Origin of the sequence: Rathayibacter sp. AY1D5 (assembly GCF_002932515.1) — a bacterium.
In the GTDB taxonomy this organism is placed as follows: domain Bacteria; phylum Actinomycetota; class Actinomycetes; order Actinomycetales; family Microbacteriaceae; genus Rathayibacter.
Map to the genome: position 1 here is coordinate 1 of NZ_PSVU01000036.1, position 23,098 is coordinate 23,098.

A 23,098-nucleotide genomic window follows, 5' to 3' on the forward strand; every position below is an offset into this window, starting at 1 on the left:
CGTCGCGCACCTCGGCCCCTCGGCCGCCGCCGGGATCGGCACGCTGCTCGGCCTCGACGTCGCGACGATCGAGCAGGCCGTCGCGCAGGCCCTGCACACGACGACCGCCACGCGGCAGTCGCGCAAGGGCGAGATCTCGAGCTGGAAGGCGTACGCGCCGGCCTTCGCGGGCAAGATGGCGATCGAGGCGGTCGATCGGGCGATGCGCGGTGAGACCAGCCCGTCGCCGATCTACGAGGGCGAGGACGGCGTCATCGCCTGGATGCTCGACGGCGCCGACGCGAGCTACGACGTCCCGCTTCCCGACCGCGGCGAGGCCAAGCGCGCGATCCTCGACACGTACACGAAGGAGCACTCGGCCGAGTACCAGGCGCAGGCGCTGATCGACCTCGCCCGCCGCCTGCACCGGACGCACCCCGAGGCCGCCGACCCCGAGCGCGTCGAGCGGATCGTCCTGCACACCTCGCACCACACGCACTTCGTGATCGGCTCGGGCGCGAACGACCCGCAGAAGTACGACCCGGCCGCGTCCCGCGAGACGCTGGACCACTCCGTGCCGTACATCTTCACGGTGGCGCTGCAGGACGGCGCCTGGCACCACGTGCACAGCTACGCCCCCGAGCGGGCCGCCCGCGCCGACACCATCGCGCTCTGGCACCGGGTCACGACGCAGGAGGACGCGGAGTGGACGCGCCGCTACCACTCCACCGATCCGGGCGAGAAGGCGTTCGGCGCCCGCGTCGAGATCCTGATGACGGACGGCACGACGATCGTCGACGAGATCGCGGTGGCGGACGCGCACCCGCTGGGCGCGCACCCGTTCAGCCGCGAGCAGTACGTGTCGAAGTTCCGCACGCTCGCCGCCGACGTGCTCGAGGAGTCCGAGATCGAGCGCTTCCTCGACCTCGCGCAGCGCCTGCCCGAGCTGACCCCGGAGGAGGTCGGCCGCCTCAGCGTGATCGCCGCCCCCGGCGTCCTCGCTTCGATCGAGCCCCCGCGCGGCCTGTTCTGATCCCTCCGCGGGAGCGTCGTCCGCACGCACGGTGACGCGCGCACGGACGGCCTCCCGCGGCGGGGAGCGCCGTCGTCAGGCGGTCTGCTCGGCGACCCAGTCCTGGATCTCGGCGATGAAGCGCCGGCGCGAGAAGACCCGGGTGCGAGCCCGGAAGGCGTCGACGTCGAGCGCGAGCGCACGGCGCAGCAGGTCGCTCCAGTCCGGATCGCCCTCGAGGTCGGCGATGACGCCCCCGCCGGCGAGGGACACGCTCTCGCGCACTCCGCCGATGTCGGTCCCGATGACCGGCGTCCCGCAGGCCATCGCCTCGACGGGCATGATCCCGAAGTCCTCGACCGCGGGGAAGACGTACACGAGCGCCTGCGCGTAGAGCGCGCGGATCAGCTGGTCGGAGGGCGAGATGACGAAGGTCACGTCGGCCCGGATCTCCTCGGCGTAGGCGCGGAGCCGCGCCTCCCAGGGGCCGTGCCCGGCGATGACGACCGGCAGCCCGGTGCGGGCTCCGGCGTCCATGACCTTCTCGAGGCGCTTGTAGGGGACGAACCGCGAGGCGCCCAGGATGAACGGCCGCGCGAGCGAGTCGAGGAGGCGCAGCTCGTCGTCGTCGAGCGGGGAGCGCCAGTCGGTGATCGTCGAGAGCAGCTCGGTGTTCACCGGCGGGTAGATGACCCTCGACGGCTGGTGCCACGCGTCGCGCACCCGCTGCCCGGTGAAGAGGCTGTTCACCGCGATGGAGGAGGCCTCGGCGGCGCGGAGGCGGTCGATCGGCTTGAGGAGCAGGCTCGCGGTGCGGGCGGCGAGGCTGCTGCCGCGGCCGTCGCGGTCGGGCTCCCAGATGTAGCGGGCCGGGGTGTGCGCGTAGACGAGCTTGCGGGTCGGTCCGCTGGTGCGGACGTGGTGGGCGAAGAGGTGCGAGCTGACCAGCACCCACTCGCGGGAGGCGCCGACCGGGAGCCGCCACGTGGGCAGCATCGCCGGCAGAGCGAGGACCTTGTGGCGGCGCAGCGGCGTGCGCGCCAGCCAGGACTCCGAGACGGGCCTGCCGACGACCTCGGCGCAGTCGCTCCAGAGGACGCGGACGTCGGCGTCGGCGAAGGCCTCGGTCATCGCCTCGAGCACGCGCTCGGCGCCTCCGCGACGCTCGACCCACTCGTGCACGATCAGGCCGGGACCGACCGGCGGGACGGATCGGGAACGGGTGGTCGCGTCGATGACGGCAGTGATGATGGGCCCCTTCCCCCGGGCGTGCGGTGAGGATCGGGCGGCCATCCGGAGACGGGAGCGGCTCCGAATGCTTATCCGTCGTCGGTGACCGATCAGCAGTGCAGTAGAAGCTAACCGGCTCGTGGAGAAGGAATCGAAAGGCGAGTACGAGTCGTCGCAGAACGACGGGGAAAGGAGAGTCCGATAATCCGGATAAGCCGCGAGCGGAATGGCGAGGATCGTCTGGAATGCGTCGCGGAGGCGCTATTCCCTCGGAGATCACAACGATGGAGGAGAGTCGCGGAGAAGAAGAAGTCACTCTTTCAGTGACTCCGTGCCGGAAGGATCAGGAGACGCCGATGCGCTGCAGGGTCTGCCACCGCCACTGGTCGCGGACGCCCTCGCGGACGGTGCGCACCGCCCGCCAGCCCAGCTCCCGCTCGGCGCGCGCCGGGTCGGCCCAGCTCGCGGCGAGGTCGCCCGGCCGGCGCCCCACGGCCCGCCACCGGACCGTCTCCCCGCTCGCCCGCTCGACCTCGTCGATCAGCTCGAGGACGCTCGTCGGCGAGCCCGTGCCGAGGTTGTAGACCCGGTGCCCGGGCCGCGCGCGCTCGAGCGCCGCGACGTGCCCGGCCGCGAGATCGCAGACGTGGATGTAGTCGCGCAGCCCCGTGCCGTCGGGGGTCGGGTAGTCGTCGCCGAGGACGTCGACGCACCGGGAGGGGTCGCCCGCGGCCCGCGTCAGCACGGGCAGGAGGCTCCCCGGCGCCGTGGCCGGATCCTCGCCGATCCGCCCCGACGGGTGCGCGCCGATGGGATTGAAGTAGCGGAGGCTGACCCCGCGCAGGAGGGGATCGGCGCGCGCGGCGTCGCCGAGGATCTCCTCGATCACGCGCTTGGTCGCGCCGTAGGGGCTCGCCGCGCTGAGCCCGGCGGGGGAGTCCTCCCCGACCGGCATCGCGCCGCCCGGGCTGTAGACGGCCGCCGAGCTCGAGAACACGACGGTGCGGATCCCCGCCTCCGCTGCGACCGAGAACGCCGCGGTGGCGAGCCCGACGTTGACCGTCCAGTACTCGAGGGGCCGCCGCACCGAGTCGCCGACCGACTTGAGCCCGGCGAGCAGGACCAGGGCGTCGACCGGGCCGTGGGCGGCGAGGAAGCGGGTCAGTGCGGCCGTGTCGCGCGCGTCGGCGATCAGGCGGGGGACCACCGAGCCGGTCAGCTCCTCCACCGTGTCGAGGGTCCGCTCGCTCGCGTGCGAGAGGTCGTCCACGACCAGCACCTCGTGGCCGCTCTCGAGGAGCGCGACGGCGGTGTGGCTCCCGATGTAGCCCGCTCCGCCCACCAGAAGGACCCGCATGCGGGGGAGCCTAGATCGGCTCCCGCACGGCGTCGGCGCCGCTGCCGGGCCCGCGGGTCCGTCGATCCGCGCCGCCGTCACCCGTGCGCGGGACGCCCTCTGCCGCGGTCGTAGCCCGCGATCGCTGCGGACTCGACGGCGAGCGCGACCAGCTTCTCGCCGACCGGGCGGGGCACCACTCCGAGCGCGGCGTCCGCGAATCCCGCGACCAGTGCCGTCCGCCGCTCGCTCCCGCCGCGGGCCAGGAGGCGCACGGCCGCGTCCCACGCGCCGGCTGCGGGCACCGCCTCCCGCACCTGCTCGGGGTGCAGCCGCTCGAAGGTGCGGCGGGCCGCCCCCGAGAGGAACGCGCGCCGACTGCGGACCGCCGCCGAGACGGAGGCGCCGTGGTGCAGGGCCTCGGCGCCGGGCTCGATCCGCACCGGCACTCCCAGGCGGTGCAGCCGGTAGCCCCAGTCGACGTCCTCCCAGCCGTACTCGCGGTAGTCGGTGCTGTAGCCGCCGACCCGGTCGTAGGTCGCCCGCGTCACCGAGACGTTGCCGCCCCAGTAGCGCCAGGAGGCGTCGGGGCCCGCCGCGTAGGCGCCGCGGCGGAAGCGCTCGCCGGCGGGCCGGCCGTAGGCGCGGGAGTAGGCGGTGCCCGGATCGACGTCGGGGCAGAGGCCGACGACGCCGACGACCGCGTCCCGGTGGGCCCCGACGTGCGCGGCGGCCCAGCCCGGGCCGGGCTCGAGGTCGTCGTCGCAGCGGATCAGCACGTCGCCCCGCGCGGCATCGAAGCCGGCCGTGAGCGCGGCGGAGCGCCCCCGGTTCTCGGGGAGCACGACGCGGCGCACAGGTACGGGGGAGGCGTCGAGGGCGCGCTCGCTGGCGTCGACGACGCCGTCGAGGACCACGACCACGTCGAGATCGCGGTGGGTCTGAGCCGCGAGGGCGGCGAGGATGCGGGGCAGGCGGGCCGCACCCGCGTAGCTGGGGACGACGACGCTCGCGACGCTCATCGGGACTCCTCGCCGCGCGGGCTGCTCTCGACCAGGAGCAGCTCCTCCAGCCCGCTCAGCACGCGCGCCAGGTCGTCGGCGATGGCGCCGGGATCGGTGGCGTGGAGGCGGGCGAGCCGGTCGGCCAGGCCGGAGAAGTCCTGCGGCTCGTCGTCGAGCGCCCGCCAGGTCGCGGCCACGCTCTCGCGCAGCGCGTAGGGGCTGCCCATCGGGGAGACGTCCAGCGGGAGCACCAGGACGCGCCCGTTCAGATCGACGGAGGCCGTGTCCGGGCGGCGCCGCCAGAGAAGGAGCCGGGGGTCCTCTGCCATCTTCTCCGCGTCCTCTCCGCTGATCACCGCCAGTGCGAGTAGAAATCCGCCAGCGCCTCTTATCGCGACGCCTCTCTCGCTATGTTTGCCGCCGACGCGCCAAGGGGTGTACGTCGAGCGACAGCACCGGAGGGCCGCCAATGTCGGAGTCTAATCCGCTCGCATCCAGCGATATCAGCGATAAGAGCGAGAAGAAGAGCGCGAATTCCGCGGGCGTCTTCGCACGGCGGACGGTCGTGGCCGGAGCGGTCTGGTCGGTGCCCGCGGTGATGCTGGCGCAGTCAGCCTCCGCCGTCTCGATCAGCTGCTTCCCGGTGGGGACGGTCTTCCAGGCGGTCGCCCGCGGACGCCTCCTCAGCGGCTTCCTCGGCGGCGTGAACCTCGACAATGTCGCCGGTGTCTCGGGCGTGACGGCGACTGCGCCGGCGTCGGGACCGAATCCGCCCGACCCGGTCGTCGTGACGGGCGGCGTCAACGCCACGGTACTGAACGGCATCGCCGTGAACGCGACCGGGCTGACCGGCACGCTCTCCTCCCTCCTCACGCTGGCGGCTCCCGCCGGCGTCGGCACCCTCAACCAGTACGCGGAGGCGAGCACCACCGGCACCGTCCGCGGAGCCTCCGGTGCGATCACCAATGCCGGCCAGCTGGCGCTGACCCCGACCTCGGGGAGCTACCCCGACTTCGGCACCGTCAACCTGCAGGCGATCCTCGCCGCCGTCGGCAGGCCGGATCTGTCTGACCTCCTGACCAATGTTGCCGGGCTCACCCTGCAGATCGGCGCCGTCACCGGACGCGCTGCTCTTCAGTCGGCCTGCGTGCCCGGGTCGGACAACCTGCAGCGCGACTACCAGATCACCAGGCTGAACCTGGTGCTCACGTCGACGGCGCTGACAGCTCTCGTCACCGCGGTGAGGAACGCCCTTGCTCTGATCGAAGACATTCGTGTTGCCACGGTCGCTGTTGTCACGGTCGACGTCGCCGCCATCCTGGCGGGAAACCTGCCCGGCGGAGGTCAGCCGATCCAGGCGAGCCTCGGGACGACTCCGGCGACGCTGACGATCGATCTCGCCTCGCTTCTCGGTCCTGCTCCCGGGCAGCCCGGGAGCACGCAGTTCGGCTCCTACTCCGCCTTCCTCAACAACCTGCCACCGAACTCGACTCTCCTCGTGGACAGCGGTCTCGGCGTTCCGGCAGCAGCCCTGACCGCTTTCACGACGACTCTGGTCACTGTTCTCACGCAGAGGCTGCGCGAGAACATCAGGATTTTCGGGACCCCGCTGAACAGCCCTGACGTGGCCGCTAGCGTCTTGACCCTGGTCCTGAACGTGCTGAACCCGTTGCTCGCGGCCCTGCCGGCTCTCGTCGGAGCCGTCGTCACCACCGCGATCACCCCGGTCTTCACCGCGCTGCGGGACGTCATCCAGATCGACGTCAACGCGCAGAACCGCTCGACCAACCCGACCGGGCCCGCCGCCCTCGAGGCGCTCCCCGTCGGCCGCTACGACGTCGCGGCGCTCTACATCCGCGCGGTGGGGCTCGTGAACCTGCTCGACCTGTTCATCGCCCGCGGCTCCGTCGGGCCGAACGTCCGCACGGGCTAGCCGCGCGCTCGGCGCCGTCAGGCGCCGTGGACCACGAGGCCGTGCTCGACCATCGCGTCGAGCACGGCCTCGACGTGCGCCCGGGGGTCGCCCGCGGGCGGGGCGCCGTGCTCGGCGACGACGGCCCCGGTCAGCGCGTCGACCGTCGCGGGCGTCCCGAGAACGCGCCACAGCACCGGGCCGATCCCGGTCAGCGTCTCGACCCGCTCGTCGAGGAGGCAGCTGACCACTCCGTCGCGCTCGACCCACTCGACGCCGGCGGCGCGCGCGAGCAGGCCCGGGCCGGGCGCCGCCGGATCGGCCTCTGGTGCATCGGCGACGACCGACGACGGCTCCCCGATCCGCTCGAGGAGGGGCAGCACCGTCTCCGCCTCGCGGTAGCGGAGCACCTGCGCCCCGCCGACGGAATCGAGCAGCCCGGCGAGGTGGTGCAGCGGCGCGGGCAGCCGTGCGAAGTGGCTCAGCTCGGGCAGCAGCACCGAGAGCGCCTCGTCGAAGGCGATCGGCTCGAGCCGGGGCTCCGCCGGGCCGGACGGGTCGCGGGCGAGCAGGAGCAGGGCGGCCAGGCGCAGCGGAGCGTCCGGCAGCGGCTGCAGGCCCATCGCGGTGGGGGAGCGGTGCCGCTTCCAGTCGCCGCCGTCGAGGAGGGCGACGGGCTTCCGGAACGGCAGCACCCGCCCGTCGCGGCGGACGGCGAGCGTCTCGTCGGTCACGTACCCGTACCGCCGAGCGGCGAGGCTCACGAGGGTCGACTTGCCGGCACCGGGCCGCCCGACGAACGCGACGACGCGGCCGTCGGGCAGGGCGACCGCGGAGGCGTGCACGCTGAGCAGCCGGCCCTCGCAGGCGTCGGCCGCCGCGAGGGTGAGCGCGGCGCCGATGTGCTCGGCGAGGGCGTCCTCGGTCGGCTGCGCGATCACTCCCGGCTCCCCGACCGGCTCGGTCAGCGACACCCGGTACTCGGAGCCCGGGCGATCGGCGTCGTCGTCCACGTCGTTCCACGACTCCTCCACCTCCGCCACGAAGCGGTCGGGGACGGTGTCGTCGAAGGTGAAGCGCACGCCGAGCCCGAAGGGGGCGCGGATCAGTCGGCGGGTCATGTCAGGTCCTGTCCGTCCGTCGGAGGTGGTCCCACGCGAGCGGAGCCGTGCGGGCGCCGCGGCGCAGCCGCCGCCACCAGCCGGCCGCCACGTCGATCCGGCGCGGGCCGATGGCGGGGTCGGCGGCGCGCAGGGCGTGGGGAGCGGGGAAGACGGCGCGGGCGAGGAGCAGCGGCCGCTGCCGCCAGCCGGCCGCGCGCACGGCCTGCACCCACCCCGCGGAGGCGTGGGGCGAGCTCGCGTTGATCCGCCACGCCCGCAGCTCGGCCGCGGGCACCTCCCCGGCGCGCGCGCGGATGCCGAGCGCGTCGAGGAAGGGCTGCGCGGTCTGGACGGCGCCGAGCTCCTCCGCCGCCGCCCGGAGCGGAGCGTGCAGCTGCGCGCGGGCGGCCACCGCCTCGACGAGCAGGTCGTAGTCGGAGGGCCGCGTGAGGCGCGGGTCCGTGATCTGCCAGGCGTCGCGGAGCGCGTGCAGCGCCAGCACGAGCGCCGAGTCGGCGACGCTCGCGGTCGCGACCGGACGGCCGGCCAGCTCCACGATCCGGTGCCGGCTCCACAGCGCCTCGAAGGCGTCGCGCGGCGGCACGAGGAATCCCGGCCACCGCCAGTGCACGTCGATGTCGACCGGCCACGCGGCGTGCCGGTAGGAGCGCGAGTGCTTGGCCGCGAGCGTCGGTCCGTCCGGCCAGGGCCGCTCGGTCCAGCCGTCGGCGGCCAGGAGGGCCAGGATCCCGGGCAGGTCGTCGGGGGCGACCAGAAGGTCGACGTCGCCGGAGGCGCGGGGCGGCCGGAGCCGGTCGGCGGCGGCGGTCGGTCCCTTGAGCACGAGTGCGCGCAGGCCCGCCGCGTCGGCCCGCCGGTGGACGAACGCCGACACGAGCGGCACGGCCTCGTCGGCCCAGAGAACGCCCACGAGCTCCATCCGGTCAGTATTCCAGCGCTCCCGCGGCCCGCGGAGCCCGGCCGGGGGCGGTGGAGCGGAGCGCTCGTCTCGGTGAGGATGGGCCCGCGGGCCGCGGGGGCGCCGCACGGAGGCGGGCGGGGCGGCGGATGATCCACGGGGGAGCGGGCGGCGCCGGGCGGCCTCCGGTGGCGCTCGCGACCAACAACGGCGACATCGGCGGCGGCGAGGTGATGCTGCTGAGCATCGCGGAGGCGCTCGAGGCGCTCGAGGTCCCGGTCGTGGTCGTCGGCCCCTCGGAGCCGCGTGCGCTCGTCGCCGCCGCCCTCGCCGCCGGCCACCGGGTCGTCGAGCTCGAGGCCGTGGGCAGACCCGCCTGGATGCGCGCGCTGCGGCGCTGGGACGCCTCCTCCCGCGAGGGCGTGCTGTGGTGCAACGGGCTGGTGCCGGCCGTCGCGACCGCAGGGCGTCCGCGGCGGATCGTGCATCTGCACCAGCGCCCGTCCGGCCTGCAGCGGCTGCTCGCGCCCGTGGCCCGCCGCGGCGCGCTGGCGACCCTCGTCCCCTCTCGCTACCTCGCGGGGGTCGTCCCCGGGTCGACCGTGCTGCCGAACTGGAGCCGCCGCGTCGAGCTGCCGGAGGCGCGGCCGCGGAAGGACGGGACGACCGTCCTCGGCTTCCTCGGGCGTCCCTCGCTCGCGAAGGGGGTGCGGGTCCTCACCGAGGCGCTGGCGCTGCTGGAGGCCGGGGAACCGGGCGCGTATCGCCTGGTGCTGGCGGGCGAGCCCCGGTTCGTGGCGGAGCGGGAGCGTCGCGAGGTGGAGGCGGCCCTCGCTCCGGTCGCCGCTCTGGTGGACCGGCCGGGGTGGATCGAGCCCGGCGACCTCTTCGCGCGGATCGACCTCCTGGTGGTGCCGTCGGTGCAGCCGGAGTCGTTCGGCCTGGTCGTGACCGAGGCGATGTCGGCCGGCGTCCCCGTGGTGGTGAGCGATGCCGGTGCGCTCCCCGAGGTCGTCGGCCCGTCGATCGACGCCACGTTCAGAGCCGGGGATCCGCGGGCTCTGGCCGAGCTGATCAGAGCCCGGAAGAAGAGAGGACTATCGGAGTCGCGGGAGAGGGATCGTGCCCGCTGGAACGATTCCTACTCCCCGTCCTCCGGGAAGTCGGCTATCGACGGACTTCTGGCGCGGATGGCCCTCTCCGATGATTCCTGATCCTCCCGCCAGGAGACCGATCCGCTTTCCGGGGAATGCCGCGGCGAGCCTCTCCTCCTCCCTCCGGAAAGGACGACGATGACCCGCGAACCGGAAGTCCTCAGAGTGCTCGGACTGTTCCTCAAGCACCCGTCCCTGCGCCTGGCTCCGGGCGAGCCCTTCGCCCGCGGGAGGCTGCCGTACCGGGCCGACCTCCTCCGGGACGACTCGACGCGGCTCCTCGTCCCCGGTCACGCGTCTCGGCCCGCGCACGTGAAGCTGCGCGACGTCGTGGAGCACCGCACGGGGCTGAACGTGGACACGCAGCTGCGCGCACTCCGGGCGGTCCGCTCGGCCGACGCGGTGCTCTGCGTCCTCGAGCCGGAGGCGGGCCTCCCCGCGCTGCTCCGGCGCGCGCGGCTCGGGCCATACGGCCGCACGCCGCTCGTGGTCCTCTCCTGCTGGTGGGCGGAGGAGCTGCTCACCGGCTCGCCGGAGCGGCGGCTACAGGTGGTCCGGCTGCTCCAGGGGGTCGACCGGATCATCGTGCTCAGCGAGAACCAGCGCGAGGTCTTCGCCCGCCACGGCGTCGACGAGCGGCGGATCGCACCGGTGCTCTTCGGGGTCGACTCCGACTACTACCGGCCCGTTCCGCCGCGTCCGAAGCGGTTCGAGGTGCTCGCCGTCGGGGTCGACCGCGGGCGCGACTTCGACTCGCTGGTCGCCGCCGCCGAGCGCCTGCCGCACCGGCGGTTCGACATCGTGACCACTCCTGCGCGGCGGCCGTCCCGGGCGCTGCCGGCCAACGTCGTCCTGCACGATCCCGTCCCGGTCGGTCGGCACCGCGACAACCTGCGCGACGCCGAGCTCGTCGTCGTCACCAGCCACGACCTCGCCTACCCGACGGGCCAGAGCGTCCTGCTGGAGGCCTCCGGCTGCGGGACCTGCACGGCGGTCACCGCGAGCGCCGCGATGGCCGGCTACGTCCGCGACGGCGAGACGTCCTTCGCGCTGCCCCTGCACGATCCGGCGGGGATCGCGGCGGTGCTGGAGGCGGTGCTGAGCGACGACGGGAAGAGGGCCGAGGTCGCCCGCGCGGGCCGGGAGCGGGTGCTGGCCGAGCTGAACGCGCGGCACATGTGGGCGGGCGTGCGCGCCATCCTCCGCGACGCGGTCCGCGAGCGCGGCCGCGCCTGAGCGGCGGTCGGCCGGGGCCGCACCGGGCGAGCTCCGTCGCACAGGGAAGGGCCCGCCGACCGGGACCTCCGCGCCCCGGACCCGCGGATCCGCGCCGGATCGGGCGGACGCGGGAGGCGCTACTCCGGCGGCAGAGCGCGAGCGCGGGCGGACTGCTCCGCGAGCAGAGCGAGACCCGCGCCGATCACGACGAACGAGATCGGGGCGAAGAACACCTCGCCCAGCTGCGTCGCACACAGCAGCACCAGGATGCTCGCCGCGCCGACCGCGTGCCCCGGGCGGCTCCCGGCCCCGGCGGCCGTGGTCGCGAAGCCGGCCACGAGCACGGTGCCGATGACGCCGACGAGCAGCACGACGCCGCCCTCGGCCATCAGCGCCAGGTAGGAGTTGTGGAAGAACCAGTCGATCCCGTCGACCCGCGCGGTCGCCTGGCCGAGCCCGGAGCCGGTCCACGGCGAGAGCGCCGCCTTGTCGACCGAGGCGTCGAGGATGCGGGCGCGCAGGGCGTCGGAGCCGGCCCGCTCCACCCCGTAGTCGCCGGCCGTCGCCAGGTTCCGCTCGGCCCAGAGGAACAGCAGGACGAGGCCGCCGCCGAGGAGCGCGCGGAAGAGCAGGCGCAGGTGCGGCGCCGCGACGAGCCACACGAGCGCGCAGGCGTAGGCCGCCATGGACGTGCGGGAGTCGGTGGCGACGACCGCGGCGGCCCCGAGCGCGAGCACGCCGGCCCGCAGCCACAGCCGCGAGCTGAGCGCCGAGACCAGCAGTGCCGCCGCTCCGTAGACGAGACCGGCCACGTTCTTGTCCTGGAGGAAGCCGGTCAGGGCGCCCTGGTAGCTGTCCGGGGCGAGTCCCGCGACGAAAAGCACGGCGTTCAGCGACAGGGCCGCGGCGAGTCCTTTGAGCCCCGAGACCACGTCGATCCGCCCGCTCGCGAGGAAGCCCGCGGCGAGCATGACGAGCGCGATGTTCGCCGCCCGGCGCAGGGCGTCGAGGCCGTCGAAGGACGAGCCGGCGAGGACGAAGGCGAGCAGGGCGAGGCACAGCCACGGGTACCAGGCGGCCCGTCCGAGACGGCGGGTGGGCCGCCGGAAGAGGCTGACGAGGACCAGGGCGGCCAGCGCCGTCTGGGCCAGCGGGACGCTCCCCGGGAGGAAGGGGGTGGGGAGCCGGTAGACCAGGAGGCCCATCAGGACGGCATCGAGTATCCGAGCGGAATGTGCTATCGGAAAGGCCTCGTGAACGAGCGGGGAACGCCTCTCGACGACGATCTCTCCCCCTGGCGCGGACATGTCGTCATCCTCGCAGAAAGGGCCTCCCGAGGGGTCGGGGACCGCCTAGGGAAAGGCGCTCCGCATTGCTAGCGTGACCGACACCTCAGCATCGTCGTGCGGCGCATGCGCGGCACGCAGAAAGGTGCGCAGTGACTGTCGTCGATCTCATCGCATTCATCCGGCGGAACTGGCGGACCCTCGTGGTCGCCGTGCTCGTCGGAGCTCTGGCGATGGCCGCCTTCTCGTTCCTCACTCCGAAGGTCTACGAGTCGAGCTCGGCCGGATTCGTGATCGCCGCGAGCGACGGCAGCTCGGCCGATGCGATCAGCGGGTCGCAGACCGCGGTGACCCGGGCGAACGCCTACCTGCCGCTGATCTCGAGCAGCGCCGTCTCCGAGCGGATCGAGGCCGACCCGGAGGCGAACCCCGGCGGGGAGGCCCTGAGCGGCCGCCTCACCGCGAGGGTCGCTCCGGGCAGCACCCTGATCGAGGTCACCGCCGAGGCCGGGACCGCGCAGAACGCCGCAGCACTGGCCAACGGGGCGCTCGCGGCGCTGGCGGCCGTCATCACCGACATCGAGACGCAGTCCACCGCCGACCGCACACCGCAGATCACCGTCGTCCCGCTCGAGAACGCGGAGCCGCCCGCCGCTCCGACGAGCCCCGACTGGGTGCGGAACATCCTGCTCGGCGCCCTGGGCGGGCTCGTTCTCGGCTTCGGTCTCGCCTTCCTCCGCCGGGCCCTCGACATCCGCGTGCGGACCGTCGACGACCTCACCGAGCTCTTCGGCGTCGGCGTCCTCGGCCGCATCCCCAAGGCCGGACGCCCGGGCCGGACCGGCGGCCGCCGCGGCACCGACGCGCTCACCGCGGAGGCGTTCCGCTCGCTCCGGACGGGCCTGCGCTTCTCCAGCGTCGACGAGGAGACGCGCAGCGTCGTGATCACCAGCGCCAACCAGGCCGAGGGCAAGTCCACGATCGCCGCCGGACTGGCCCGCGTCACCGCGGAGTCCGGGCAGCGCACCCTCCTGGTCGACGCGGACCTCCGCCGGCCCTCCGTGGCGCGGATGCTGGACATCGACGGCGCCATCGGCCTCAGCGAGGTCCTCAGCCACCAGATCCCCGTGGACGACGCGATCCGCCCCACCGGCACGGCGGGCCTCTACGCCCTCCCGGCCGGCCACATCCCGCCCAACCCGTCCGAGATGCTCGGCTCCGAGGCGATGCGCGCCCTGGTCGCGCGCCTCTCGAAGGACTACTTCGTCATCATCGACGCCCCGCCCGTGCTGCCCGTCACCGACGCCTCCATCGTCGCGACCGTCGTCGACGGCGTCGTCTTCGTCGTCGCCTCGAACCAGACGCGCCGGCCCGAGGTGGTCGCCGCCCGGCGGATCGTCCAGCAGGTCCGCGCCCGCGTGCTCGGCACCGTGCTCAACATGGTCACCGCCCGCGACGGCGACACCGGGTACTACTACTACGACCGCAAGAACGCGTACTACGCCGAGCCGCAGCCGGCGACGGGGCGCAAGCGCGCGGCGGCGGCACCGCGCCGGTCCGAGCTCGCCCCGGTGGAGTCGCGGGCCCTGCCTCCGCAGACGTCCCGCCGGGCGGCTCGATGAGCGGGCGCCTGCTCCTGCTCTGCCATGCGAACGTGGCACGGTCGCCCTCGGCCGAGCTGATCGCGGCGCGCCTGCTCGGCGCCGGCTCCGACTGGCGGGTCGAGAGCGCGGGAACGCACGCGGAGGCCGGCCGCGGGCTCGACCCCGAGCTCAGCGATGCGCTGCGGGCCCGCGGACTCTCCACGGCCGGGCACCGCGCGCGCCAGGCCGACGGCCGGATGCTCGCCGGCACCGATCCCGTGCTGGTGTTCGAGGCGGGCCAGCGGGAGTGGGTCACCCGCCACTTCCCGGCCGCCGCGCGCCGCACCACCACGGTCCGCCGGGCGGCGCGGCTGGCGGGAGCCGCCCCCGGCGTCCCGCTCCTGCGGCTGCTCGCCGATGACACCGCCCCCTACGGAGCCGAGGACGACTTCGCCGACCCGTTCGGGCGCGGACCGGACGTCGCCGCGGCGGCCGTCGAGGACATCGACGCCCTGCTCCGGGTGATCCTCCCCGCTCTCGGCGCTCTGCCCGTCGGCGCGGAGCCCCCGGCCGCCACCGTCCGGAGCACCCGCCGCTCGCTCCGCCGGGACCGCGCCGCCGAGACGGTCGCGAGGTGACCGCCGAGGGGGTGAGCGTCGTGATCCCGCACTACGGCGACCCCGCGCCCGCGCTCGCCCTCGTCGAGCGGCTCCGCAGCCAGGAGTCGCCCCCCGCCCTCGAGATCGTCGTCGTCGACGACGCCTCCCCTATCCCGTTCCCGGCCGGGATCGACGGAGTGGAGGTCGTGCTGCGCGAGCGGAACGGCGGCTTCGGCGCCGCGGTGAACACGGGCGCCGCCCGGGCGCGCCACCCGCTGCTCCTGGTGCTCAACAGCGACCTCGTCGTCGGACCCTCCTTCCTCCGCGACCTGCTCGAGGCGGGACGGCCGTGGCTGCCCGCGGTCGTCGCTCCGGACCTCGTCGACGCGGGCGGGGAGCGGCAGTGGGTCGGCCGGCGCTTCCCGCGGCTGCACCACTACGTCGTGGAGTGGCTCACTCCGCTCGCGCGCTGGCGCCCGCGGCTGCACGCGGCCGTCGGCCACGACACCCGGTGCGCCCCGGGCGCGACGGTGCCGGTGGACTGGGTGGTGGGCGCCGTGATGCTGCTGCCGGTGGCCGAGTTCCGCGCGGTCGGCGGGTTCGACGAGTCCTTCCACATGAACTGCGAGGAGGTCGACCTCCAGCGTCGGCTGCGCGAGCGCGGCGTGCCCTCGGTCTTCGCCGGCTCCGTCGTCGCCGAGCACACGGGAGGCGGCTCCTCCGACCCCGCGCGCCGGCTGATCTGGCTGGTCGCCTCGCGCCTGCGCTACGCCCGCAAGTGGGGCGGACGCCCCGCCGCCCTCGCCGCGGCCCTGCGCGCCGCCTCCGCCGTGAACCTCGCCGCCAACGCGGTGCGCGCCGCCGCCGGCAGCGACGTGCGCCCGCTGGCCGTCCTCCAGCGCGAGCTCCGGCTCGTCGCCGCCGCCGAGGCGGCGTCCCGGTGAGCGGGCCCGTGCTCGTGGTGAGCCCGGTCTTCCACGGCTACTGGGAGGCGCTCGAGTCGGCGCTGGCCCACCTGGGCGACGACGTGGTCGTCCACCGCTACGACGCCGCGACCGGGCTGGCCCACGTGCGCGACGCCCTCGGCCACCGGCTCCCCGGGGGCCGGCTCCGGCGCTCGTCGATGCGCGCCGAGACCGACCGCGCGATCGCGGCGCTGCGCACCGTCCGGCCCCGGGCCGTCCTCGTGGTGAAGGGCGACTCCCTCGGCGACGCCTGGTGGGAGGAGGTCGGCCGTGCCGGCGTCCCCGTGGTGCTCTGGCTCTACGACGAGCTCCGCAACATGGGACACCCCGTGGACCGCCTGCGCTCCCTCGCCGGGGAGGCGGTGTCGATCGTCAGCTACTCCGCCGCCGACGTCGCCGAGCTCGCCCGCGCGGGGGTTCCGGCCGGGCACCTGCCCGACGCCTTCGACTCCCTCCTCTCCTTCCGCCCCCGCCCCTCCGCCGCGGTGACCTTCGTCGGCGCCCGCTACCCCGAGCGCGAGCGCGTGCTGCGGGAGCTCGCGGCCGGCGGTGTCGCGGTCGAGGCGTACGGGCGGCAGTGGTCGCGGCACCCCTGGGACGTGGCGCGCACCGGCCGCTGGCGCTCGGCCGGCGTCCCCGCCCGCCGCGACGTCCCGCGGGCGGGCTACTACGGAGTGATGGCCGGCTCGACCGCGACCCTGGCGCTGCACGGCGCGGGCCACGGCGGACTCTCGATGCGCGCCTTCGAGGCGCCGGGCGTCGGGGCGCTGACCCTGATCGACCGCCCCGAGGTGGCGGAGTTCTACGAGGTGGGCAGCGAGGTGCTCGTCTTCGAGGAGCGGGACCAGCTCGTCGAGCACGTGCGGCGGGCGGGCGCGGACCCCTCCTGGGCGCGGCGCATCCGCGAGGCGGGCGCGCGACGCACCGGCGCCGAGCACACCTTCGTGCACCGGATGCGGGAGGTGAGGGCCCTGTGGCGCTGACGCACCCGACCGATCTGGAGGCCTGGCGCCGCTGGCAGCGCGGCCGCGACCCGCTGCGCACCGCTCGGGCGGCGCTGCAGCGCTCCGAGCCGACCCGCCTGGTGCTGCACGTGCGCGGCGACCGGCCCGCCGTCCTGCTCGCGGTGGAGGCGTCGACGGCGAGCGCCCTCGCCTCGACCGCGGCCTCGCTCGCTCCTCTCGGCGGGGCTCCCGCGGCGGTCCTCGCTCCCTCCGGAGCCGGCGACGCGCTGTCCGGGCTGCTGCCGGGCCGCTGGAAGGCGCACCCGGTCGACCCGGAGGCGGACCCGCCCGCCGAGCTGCGGAGCCTCCGCGCCGTGATCGCCACCGGCCACTTCCTCGCGGCGGGAGCGGCCGCCCACCGCTGGTCCGCGATCCTCGGCGCCCGCTTCCTGGTCGTGCAGCACGGCCTGCTCACCCCCTCCGCCCCGCCGCTCCCGCCCGGAGCGAAGCTGCTGGCGTTCTCGGAGGAGGACGCGGCCTTCTGGACCTCCGGCCGCAGCGACGTGGAGACCGAAGTCGTCGGCAGCCAGCTGCTCTGGACCGCGTCGCGCCGCCCGCGCCCCGAGCGGCTCGAGGAGCGGCCCCTGTTCCTCGGCCAGCTGCACGGCGCGGAGCTGCCCCGGCGGACGGCCGCGGCCACCGCCTCCCGCTTCTGCCGCGAGGCGGGCGCCGACTACCGCCCCCACCCCGCCGAGGTCGACCGCCGCTCGCGCTGGCAGCACGCGCGGTGGGAGCGCCGCGGCATCCGGGTGCTCCGCGGCGGCGACCTCGCCGCGCAGGCCCGGCCGGTCGCCTCGATCTTCTCGACCGGGGTCCTCGAGGCCGCGGCCGCCGGGATCCCCGCGTGGGTCGTCTGCGAGGACCCGCCCGCCTGGGTGCTCGAGTTCTGGAGCCGGTACCGGCTCGCGCGCTGGGGCGGGCAGACGCCGACCGCGGCTCCGCCCGTCCCGTCCGTCGAGCCGGCCGTCGCCGTCGCCCGCCGGGCACTCGCCATCGCCGAAGGAGGCACCCCGTGACCGTTCTCTGCGTCATCCCCGTGCGCGGGGGCTCGAAGGGCGTCCCGCGCAAGAACGCCCGCCCCGTCGCGGGCCGCCCGCTGGTGGTCTGGAGCATCGAGCAGGCGCTCGCCGCCGGTCTCGACGTGCTCGTGTCGACCGACGACCCAGAGCTGGCCGCGATCGCGGAGGGGGCGGGAGCGGACGTGCCGTTCCTCCGGCCCGCCGAGCTGGCGCGCGACGAGACGGCGACCGAGCCCGTCGTGCTCCACGCGATCGAGCACCGGGCCGCACTGGGCCGCCGCCCGGACGCGGTGATGCTCCTCCAGGCGACCTCGCCGATCCGGCTCCCGGGCACCCTCGCCCGCGCGCTCGAGCAGTTCGCCTCGACGGGGGTCGACTCGCTGGTGGGCGTCGTCCCGCAGACGCCGTTCCTCTGGCGCCTGCAGGAGGGCGCCTCCGTGCCGCAGTACGACGTCACGGCCCGGCCGCGGCGCCAGGACCTCGCCGAGGCCGACTTCTTCTACCGGGAGACCGGGTCCCTCTACCTCACCCGCACCGAGGTCTACGAGCGCGAGCGCAACCGGATCGGCGGCCGGGTCGGCCTGTTCGTCATGGACGAGGCGGAGGGCGGGGACATCGACACCGAGGCGGACCTCGCGGTGGTCGAGCAGACCCTCCTCGGCCTCGCGGCGGGAGGCGGCGCATGATCATCGACCGGCACCTCGCCCCGTTCATCGTCTTCGCCGAGGACCCGGTGCTCACCGCGCTGGCCAAGATCAACGCGAACAAGCAGCGGATCGTCTTCTGCGTCGACGGGCACGGGATCCTCCGCGGGTCGGTGTCCGACGGCGACTTCCGCCGCTGGATCATCGCGAACCCGACGGCCTCCCTCGACGTCCCGGCCCTCGCCGTCGCGAACACCGCCGTCCGCACGGCGGGAGCGGACGAGCCGGCCACCGCGATCGCCGCCCGGCTCGGCCGCGACGGGATCAGCCACCTCCCGCTCGTCGACGACCGCGGGCACCTCGTCGCGATCGCGGTCGAGGGCGATCGGGCGCTGCGGATCGGCCGCCACGAGGTGGGCGACGGCCACCCGGCCTTCCTGATCGCGGAGATCGGCAACAACCACAACGGCTCGGTCGATCTGGCGCGGCGGCTGGTCGACCTCGCGGTCGAGGCGGGAGCCGACGCGGTGAAGTTCCAGCTGCGCGACCTCGACTCTCTCTACCGGCGCGCCGGCGGGGCCACCGCGGGGGAGGACCTCGGCGCCCAGTACACGATCGACCTCCTGCGCCGCTTCTCGTTGCCCGCCGAGCCGCTCCTCCGGGTCTTCGACCACGCGGCCGAGGCCGGGATCGACGTCCTCTGCACCCCGTGGGACGCCCCGAGCGTGCAGGCGCTCGTCGACTACGGGATCCCGGGCCTCAAGATCGCCTCGGCGGACCTCACCAACCACGGCCTGATCGAGGACGCCGGCACCCGGGGACTGCCCCTGCTGCTCAGCACCGGGATGTCCCGCGAGTCCGAGATCCTCGAGTCGGTCGCGCTGCTGCGCTCGCTCGGCACCTCCTTCGCCCTGCTGCACACCCAGTCGACGTACCCGGCGCCCTACCGCGACCTCAACCTCGCCTACCTCGACCGGCTCGCCGAGATCGGCGGCGGCGTCGTCGGCTACTCCGGCCACGAGCGGGGCTGGCACGTCCCCGTCGCCGCCGTCGCCCGCGGGGCCCGCATCGTCGAGAAGCACTTCACGGTCGACCGGGGGATGGAGGGCAACGACCACACGGTGTCCCTGCTCCCGGACGAGTTCCGCCGCATGGTCGGCGAGATCCGCGACATCGAGGACTCGCTCGGCACGCGCGACGCCCGATCGGTCTCGACGGGGGAGTCGATGAACCGCGTCTCGCTCGCGAAGTCGCTGGTCGCCTCCCGCGACCTCTCGATCGGGGACGTGGTGCGCGCCGCCGACGTCGTCGTCCGCAGCCCCGGCCGGGGCCTCCAGCCCAACGAGCTGCCGCAGCTGCTCGGCCGCGCGCTCCACCGCGACGTCGAGGAGGGCGGGTTCTTCTTCGCCGGCGACCTGCGCGAGAGCACGCCGTCCGGCCGGCCGTTCCGGTTCCGCCGCCCCTGGGGCCTGCCGGTGCGGTACCACGACCACGCGGCGCTCGCCGCGGAGTCGAACGCCGACTTCCTCGAGTTCCACTTCTCGTACCGCGACCTGGAGATCGAGCCGGACGACGTGTTCACCCGCCGCCTCGACTCCGGCTTCACCACCCACCTGCCGGACCTGTTCGCGGGCGACTTCCTCGTCGACCTCGCCTCCTTCGACGACGACGTGTGGGAGCGCTCGATCGCGGAGGTGCAGCGCACCGTCGAGACCACCCGGAGCCTCGCGCGCTGGTTCCGCCAGGAGGAGGACCCGATGATGGTCGTCACGATGGGCGGCTTCACCCGGCACGCGCACGTGGCTCCGGATCAGCGCGCTCCCCTCTACGAGCGCGTCGCCGACGCCCTCGAGCGGATCGACGCGAGCGGCGTCCGCGTGCTGGCGCAGACCCTCCCGCCCTACCCGTGGCTCATGGGCGGGCAGCAGTTCCACAACCTCTTCGTGGACCCGCGCGACACCGCCGAGTTCGCGGCCGCGACCGGCACGCCGCTCTGCCTCGACGCCTCGCACACCAAGCTCGCGGCGAACCACCTCGGTCTCGCCTTCTCGGAGGCGGTGGCGCTGCTCGCTCCGCTCAGCGCGCACCTGCACCTCGTCGATGCGACGGGTGTCGACGGCGAGGGGGTGCAGATCGGCGAGGGGGAGATCGACTGGCCGGACTTCGCGGCGTCGCTCGACGAGCTGGCGCCCGGGGTGCCGTTCATCCCCGAGATCTGGCAGGGGCACGTCAACAGCGGCGAGGGCTTCTGGACAGCGCTCGAGCGGCTGGAGGAGTGGCTGTGACCCCGCTCGCGCTCTGGGCGGTGCCGGTCGGCGAGTTCGGCGGGGTGGCCCGCCACGTCCTCGACGCTGCCCGGCACGGGATCCCCGGCCACCGGCTCGTGGTGCTCTGCCCCGAGGGAGCACTCGCCGAGCGGCTCCGGGAGCAGGGCTCGGCCGTGACGACCGGGCGCTTCGGAGTGTCCGCCGGTGCCGCCGCCTCCGTGGCGACCCTGCGCGCGACCGCGGCGGCTCTCCGCCCGGCGATCGTCCACTCCCACCTCGCCCACGCCGACCTCGTGACCGCGGCGACCCCGCTGCCCCGCGGGGTCCGCCGCGTCACGACGGAGCACGGCATCGCCGGGCCCGACGTCTACCACCGCACCGCACTGCGGGCGCGGACGACCGCGGCGGCGCACCACGCGCGGCTGCGGTCCTTCGACGGCGCGATCGCCGTCTCGGAGGCCACCCGCCGCACCATGATCGAGAAGTGGCGGCCGAGCCTGCCGGTGCAGGTCGTGCTCAACGGAGTCGACGCCGCGCCCCGCGACCGCGAGCCGGGGGAGCCGGGCTCGCTCCGGGTCCTCTCGCTCGCGCGCCTGGCGCCGGAGAAGCGCCTCGACGCGCTGCTCGAGGCCTTCGCGGTGCTGCGCCGGCGCGTTCCCGGCGCCACGCTGACCGTCGCCGGCGAGGGGCCGCTCGACGGCGCCCTGCGCGCCCGGGCCGAGCGGCTCGGCCTCGTCGACGCCGTGTCGTTCCCCGGCTTCGCCGATCCGGAGGCGGCGCTCGCCGCGGCGGACGTCGTCGCCCAGCTCTCGGTCTGGGAGAACTGCTCCTACACGCTGCTCGATGCGGCCGCCCGCGGGATCGGCGTGGTCGCCTCCGCGGTGGGCGGGAACCCCGAGATCGTCGAGCGGGACTCGCTGGTCGACGCCGACGACCCGGAGGCGGTGGCCGCGGCGCTGGAGCGGCAGGCGTCGAGGGCCGCGGCTCCTCGCGCCGTGCGGGACGTCTCCATCATGTGCGGCGGGATCGCCGCCGTGTACGAGGGGATGGCGGCGTGAGCGGCGGATCGCTGCGACCAGGACTGCGCACCCTCCTCTCGCTGGCCGGCGCCGCCTCTCCGGGCTGGATCACCGCCGCCGTCGCGGGCTCCCTCGCGCTCGCGGTCCTCGACACCCTGGGCGTCGCCGCGATGGTGCCGCTCATGGCGCTGCTCACCGGGACCGACACCACCACGGGCGCGCTCGGCGTCCTCTCCGGCGTCCTCGGCTCGACCGACGTCCAGACCCTCCTCCCGATCATCGCCGGCTTTGTCGCGGTCGTCTTCGTGCTCAAGAGCGCCGGGACGATCGTCTTCCGGTGGTGGCTGCTCGGCCGCACCACGCGGATCTCGGCCGACGCTGCGACGGAGCTGCTGCGGCGGTACGTCCTCGCGCCCTACGCCGTCCACCGCTCCCGGCGCCTCGCCGAGGTGTACCGGACCATCAACGACGCCAGCGCGCAGGCGGCCGGCGTGCTGCTCGGCGTGATCGGCATCGCCTCCGATCTGCTGGTGCTCGTCGCGATCGTGGCGATCCTGCTGGTCGCCTCGCCGGTCGCGACCCTGTTCGCGGCCGTCTTCTTCGCGGTGCTGCTCGGCGGAGTCCAGGCCCTCCTGCGGCGGCGGCAGGGCCGGATCGGCGAGGAGATGGCGGAGGCGGCGCTGGAGTCGTGGCAGTTCCTGCTCCCCTCGCTCGACGGGTTCCGCGAGGCGCGCCTCACCTCGAGCGCGGCGAGCCTGGTCGCCGGCTTCAGCGGGGCCAAGCGCCGCAGCGCCCAGGCTCTGCGCTCCCTCTCGCTCGTCTCGGAGCTGCCGAAGTACCTGCTCGAGATCGGCTTCGTCGTCGCCGTCGTGGGCGTCTCGGGGATCCTCGTCGCCACCGGCTCCGGCGCCGAGGCGCTCTCCGTCCTGGGCGTCTTCGCGGCCGCCTCCCTCCGCGCCCTGCCGACGCTCAACCGCGTCTCGGCCACGTTCGCGATCGTGCGCAGCGGGCAGGCGGGGCTGCGGATCGTCTCCGAGGCGGCCGAGGAGCTCGCCTCCGAGGGGGCGCACGACGAGACGCCCGGGCCGGGCGGCCGCTACTCCGGCGACATCGCGCTCGAGCACGTCACGTACCGCTACGCCGACTCCGACGTGGACGTGGTGCGGGACGTCTCGCTGGTGATCCAGCGGAACGCCACGACCGCCTTCGTCGGATCCAGCGGCGCCGGCAAGAGCACCCTCCTCGACCTGGTCCTCGGCCTGCTCCCGCCCACGAGCGGCCGGATCCTCTGCGGCGGGCGGCCGATCGACGAGGACCCGGCGGCCTGGTACGCGGGGCTCGGCGTGGTGCCGCAGGACGTGTTCCTCCTGGACGCGACGGTCGCCGCGAACGTCGCCTTCGGGGTGCCGGCGGCCGAGGTCGACCTCGAGCGCGTGCGCGAGGTGCTGCGGACGGCGCAGCTCGAGGAGTTCGTCGGCGGGCTGCCGCAGGGTCTGGACACCCGCGTGGGCGAGCGCGGCGTCCGCCTCTCCGGCGGCCAGCGCCAGCGGCTCGGCCTCGCCCGGGCGCTGTACCGGCGCCCCTCCGTCCTCGTCCTCGACGAGGCGACCTCGGCGCTCGACAACCGCACGGAGCACGAGATCTCGCGGGCCGTCGCCGAGCTGCACGGCAGCATGACCGTCCTCGTGGTCGCCCACCGGCTCTCGACCGTGCGCGGCGCCGACCGGCTGCTCTTCCTCGACGGCGGCCGGATCGAGGGGGCCGGCACCTTCGAGGAGGTGCGGGCCGCGCACCCCGGCTTCGCCCAGCTCGTGGCGCTCGGAGAGCTCTCGTGAGCAGGGGAGG

20 protein-coding genes are annotated in these 23,098 nt (G+C 74.9%); 13 read left to right on the forward strand and 7 right to left on the reverse strand.

Annotated elements, in window-relative coordinates; translation table 11 throughout:
• The coding region (locus C5C82_RS11735; RefSeq protein WP_146083187.1) for an MmgE/PrpD family protein at positions 1 to 1,012 on the forward strand (1,012 nt) is incomplete at its 5' end.
• A gap of 75 nt (positions 1,013 to 1,087) precedes the next feature.
• On the opposite strand, the gene C5C82_RS11740 is transcribed toward C5C82_RS11735, so the two are convergent.
• From C5C82_RS11740 to C5C82_RS11755, 4 genes are all read right to left on the reverse strand, one after another.
• A complete protein-coding gene (locus C5C82_RS11740; RefSeq protein ID WP_104224527.1) occupies positions 1,088 to 2,284 on the reverse strand; it encodes a glycosyltransferase in 1,197 nt (398 codons plus the stop codon).
• A gap of 280 nt (positions 2,285 to 2,564) precedes the next feature.
• Complete coding sequence (gene galE / locus C5C82_RS11745; RefSeq protein ID WP_104251035.1) at positions 2,565 to 3,578, reverse strand: UDP-glucose 4-epimerase GalE; 1,014 nt, start codon at positions 3,576 to 3,578, stop codon at positions 2,565 to 2,567.
• Positions 3,579 to 3,655: 77 nt separating this feature from the next.
• Complete coding sequence (locus tag C5C82_RS11750) at positions 3,656 to 4,579, reverse strand: glycosyltransferase family 2 protein (RefSeq protein ID WP_104355115.1); 924 nt, start codon at positions 4,577 to 4,579, stop codon at positions 3,656 to 3,658.
• Positions 4,576 to 4,890, reverse strand: a complete 315-nt coding sequence (locus tag C5C82_RS11755) for a hypothetical protein (protein WP_146079661.1) — start codon at positions 4,888 to 4,890, stop codon at positions 4,576 to 4,578. The genes C5C82_RS11750 and C5C82_RS11755 overlap by 4 nt, the downstream gene beginning before the upstream one ends.
• A 140-nt stretch (positions 4,891 to 5,030) precedes the next feature.
• Here C5C82_RS11755 and C5C82_RS11760 point away from each other — a divergent pair, with 140 nt between their 5' ends.
• Positions 5,031 to 6,494: a choice-of-anchor G family protein gene (locus C5C82_RS11760; RefSeq protein ID WP_146085986.1), complete on the forward strand. Its 1,464-nt coding sequence runs from the start codon at positions 5,031 to 5,033 to the stop codon at positions 6,492 to 6,494.
• Between the two features lie 17 nt (positions 6,495 to 6,511).
• Here the strand turns inward: C5C82_RS11760 and C5C82_RS11765 are convergent, their stop codons facing one another.
• The gene (locus C5C82_RS11765; protein ID WP_104355116.1) at positions 6,512 to 7,594 is read right to left on the reverse strand and encodes a PqqD family protein; all 1,083 of its coding nucleotides are present in this window, start codon (positions 7,592 to 7,594) and stop codon (positions 6,512 to 6,514) included.
• A 1-nt stretch (position 7,595) separates the two neighbouring features.
• A complete protein-coding gene (locus C5C82_RS11770) occupies positions 7,596 to 8,516 on the reverse strand; it encodes a nucleotidyltransferase family protein (RefSeq protein WP_104233575.1) in 921 nt (306 codons plus the stop codon).
• 128 nt (positions 8,517 to 8,644) lie between these two features.
• Here C5C82_RS11770 and C5C82_RS11775 point away from each other — a divergent pair, with 128 nt between their 5' ends.
• Positions 8,645 to 9,709 (forward strand): glycosyltransferase family 4 protein, encoded by a 1,065-nt coding sequence (locus tag C5C82_RS11775; RefSeq protein WP_104287876.1) that lies wholly within the window; start codon positions 8,645 to 8,647, stop codon positions 9,707 to 9,709.
• Between the two features lie 78 nt (positions 9,710 to 9,787).
• Positions 9,788 to 10,885: a glycosyltransferase family 4 protein gene (locus C5C82_RS11780; protein WP_104355117.1), complete on the forward strand. Its 1,098-nt coding sequence runs from the start codon at positions 9,788 to 9,790 to the stop codon at positions 10,883 to 10,885.
• Between the two features lie 119 nt (positions 10,886 to 11,004).
• On the opposite strand, the gene C5C82_RS11785 is transcribed toward C5C82_RS11780, so the two are convergent.
• On the reverse strand, positions 11,005 to 12,072 hold the full coding sequence (locus tag C5C82_RS11785; protein ID WP_104251027.1) for an O-antigen ligase family protein: 1,068 nt from the start codon (positions 12,070 to 12,072) through the stop codon (positions 11,005 to 11,007).
• 233 nt (positions 12,073 to 12,305) lie between these two features.
• Between C5C82_RS11785 and C5C82_RS11790 the strand changes: the two genes are divergently transcribed.
• Genes C5C82_RS11790 through C5C82_RS11830 form a run of 9 tightly spaced genes read left to right on the forward strand, consistent with a single transcriptional unit; the run spans position 12,306 to position 23,088 of the window.
• Entirely contained in the window at positions 12,306 to 13,775 is a 1,470-nt protein-coding gene (locus C5C82_RS11790) for a polysaccharide biosynthesis tyrosine autokinase (protein ID WP_104233579.1), read from the forward strand.
• Positions 13,772 to 14,374, forward strand: coding sequence for a hypothetical protein (locus C5C82_RS11795; protein WP_104227202.1), 603 nt, complete (start codon positions 13,772 to 13,774; stop codon positions 14,372 to 14,374). The genes C5C82_RS11790 and C5C82_RS11795 overlap by 4 nt, the downstream gene beginning before the upstream one ends.
• The gene (locus C5C82_RS11800) at positions 14,371 to 15,279 is read left to right on the forward strand and encodes a glycosyltransferase family 2 protein (RefSeq protein WP_104251026.1); all 909 of its coding nucleotides are present in this window, start codon (positions 14,371 to 14,373) and stop codon (positions 15,277 to 15,279) included. The genes C5C82_RS11795 and C5C82_RS11800 overlap by 4 nt, the downstream gene beginning before the upstream one ends.
• On the forward strand, positions 15,276 to 16,283 hold the full coding sequence (locus C5C82_RS11805) for a glycosyltransferase (RefSeq protein WP_104251025.1): 1,008 nt from the start codon (positions 15,276 to 15,278) through the stop codon (positions 16,281 to 16,283). Before C5C82_RS11800 ends, C5C82_RS11805 begins: the two co-directional genes overlap by 4 nt.
• Positions 16,274 to 17,320, forward strand: coding sequence for a hypothetical protein (locus C5C82_RS11810; RefSeq protein WP_104355118.1), 1,047 nt, complete (start codon positions 16,274 to 16,276; stop codon positions 17,318 to 17,320). Before C5C82_RS11805 ends, C5C82_RS11810 begins: the two co-directional genes overlap by 10 nt.
• Complete coding sequence (locus C5C82_RS11815) at positions 17,317 to 18,009, forward strand: cytidylyltransferase domain-containing protein (protein WP_104269529.1); 693 nt, start codon at positions 17,317 to 17,319, stop codon at positions 18,007 to 18,009. Before C5C82_RS11810 ends, C5C82_RS11815 begins: the two co-directional genes overlap by 4 nt.
• Positions 18,006 to 20,252, forward strand: coding sequence for an N-acetylneuraminate synthase family protein (locus C5C82_RS11820; protein WP_104319707.1), 2,247 nt, complete (start codon positions 18,006 to 18,008; stop codon positions 20,250 to 20,252). Before C5C82_RS11815 ends, C5C82_RS11820 begins: the two co-directional genes overlap by 4 nt.
• A complete protein-coding gene (locus C5C82_RS11825) occupies positions 20,249 to 21,292 on the forward strand; it encodes a glycosyltransferase family 4 protein (protein ID WP_104355119.1) in 1,044 nt (347 codons plus the stop codon). The genes C5C82_RS11820 and C5C82_RS11825 overlap by 4 nt, the downstream gene beginning before the upstream one ends.
• Positions 21,289 to 23,088 carry an ABC transporter ATP-binding protein gene (locus C5C82_RS11830; RefSeq protein WP_104355120.1) on the forward strand — a complete coding sequence of 600 codons (1,800 nt, stop codon included), beginning with the start codon at positions 21,289 to 21,291 and terminating at the stop codon, positions 23,086 to 23,088. The genes C5C82_RS11825 and C5C82_RS11830 overlap by 4 nt, the downstream gene beginning before the upstream one ends.
• Positions 23,089 to 23,098 lie beyond the last annotated feature (10 nt).

What these genes read in the sequence shown, in the direction of transcription:
- C5C82_RS11740 (WP_104224527.1), bottom strand. Translation starts at nt 2,284, where the DNA reads ATGGCCGCCCGATCCTCACCGCACGCCCGGGGGAAGGGGCCCATCATC.
- galE (WP_104251035.1), bottom strand. Translation starts at nt 3,578, where the DNA reads ATGCGGGTCCTTCTGGTGGGCGGAGCGGGCTACATCGGGAGCCACACC.
- C5C82_RS11750 (WP_104355115.1), bottom strand. Translation starts at nt 4,579, where the DNA reads ATGAGCGTCGCGAGCGTCGTCGTCCCCAGCTACGCGGGTGCGGCCCGC.
- C5C82_RS11755 (WP_146079661.1), bottom strand. Translation starts at nt 4,890, where the DNA reads ATGGCAGAGGACCCCCGGCTCCTTCTCTGGCGGCGCCGCCCGGACACG.
- C5C82_RS11760 (WP_146085986.1), top strand. Translation starts at nt 5,031, where the DNA reads ATGTCGGAGTCTAATCCGCTCGCATCCAGCGATATCAGCGATAAGAGC.
- C5C82_RS11765 (WP_104355116.1), bottom strand. Translation starts at nt 7,594, where the DNA reads ATGACCCGCCGACTGATCCGCGCCCCCTTCGGGCTCGGCGTGCGCTTC.
- C5C82_RS11770 (WP_104233575.1), bottom strand. Translation starts at nt 8,516, where the DNA reads ATGGAGCTCGTGGGCGTTCTCTGGGCCGACGAGGCCGTGCCGCTCGTG.
- C5C82_RS11775 (WP_104287876.1), top strand. Translation starts at nt 8,645, where the DNA reads ATGATCCACGGGGGAGCGGGCGGCGCCGGGCGGCCTCCGGTGGCGCTC.
- C5C82_RS11780 (WP_104355117.1), top strand. Translation starts at nt 9,788, where the DNA reads ATGACCCGCGAACCGGAAGTCCTCAGAGTGCTCGGACTGTTCCTCAAG.
- C5C82_RS11785 (WP_104251027.1), bottom strand. Translation starts at nt 12,072, where the DNA reads ATGGGCCTCCTGGTCTACCGGCTCCCCACCCCCTTCCTCCCGGGGAGC.
- C5C82_RS11795 (WP_104227202.1), top strand. Translation starts at nt 13,772, where the DNA reads ATGAGCGGGCGCCTGCTCCTGCTCTGCCATGCGAACGTGGCACGGTCG.
- C5C82_RS11820 (WP_104319707.1), top strand. Translation starts at nt 18,006, where the DNA reads ATGATCATCGACCGGCACCTCGCCCCGTTCATCGTCTTCGCCGAGGAC.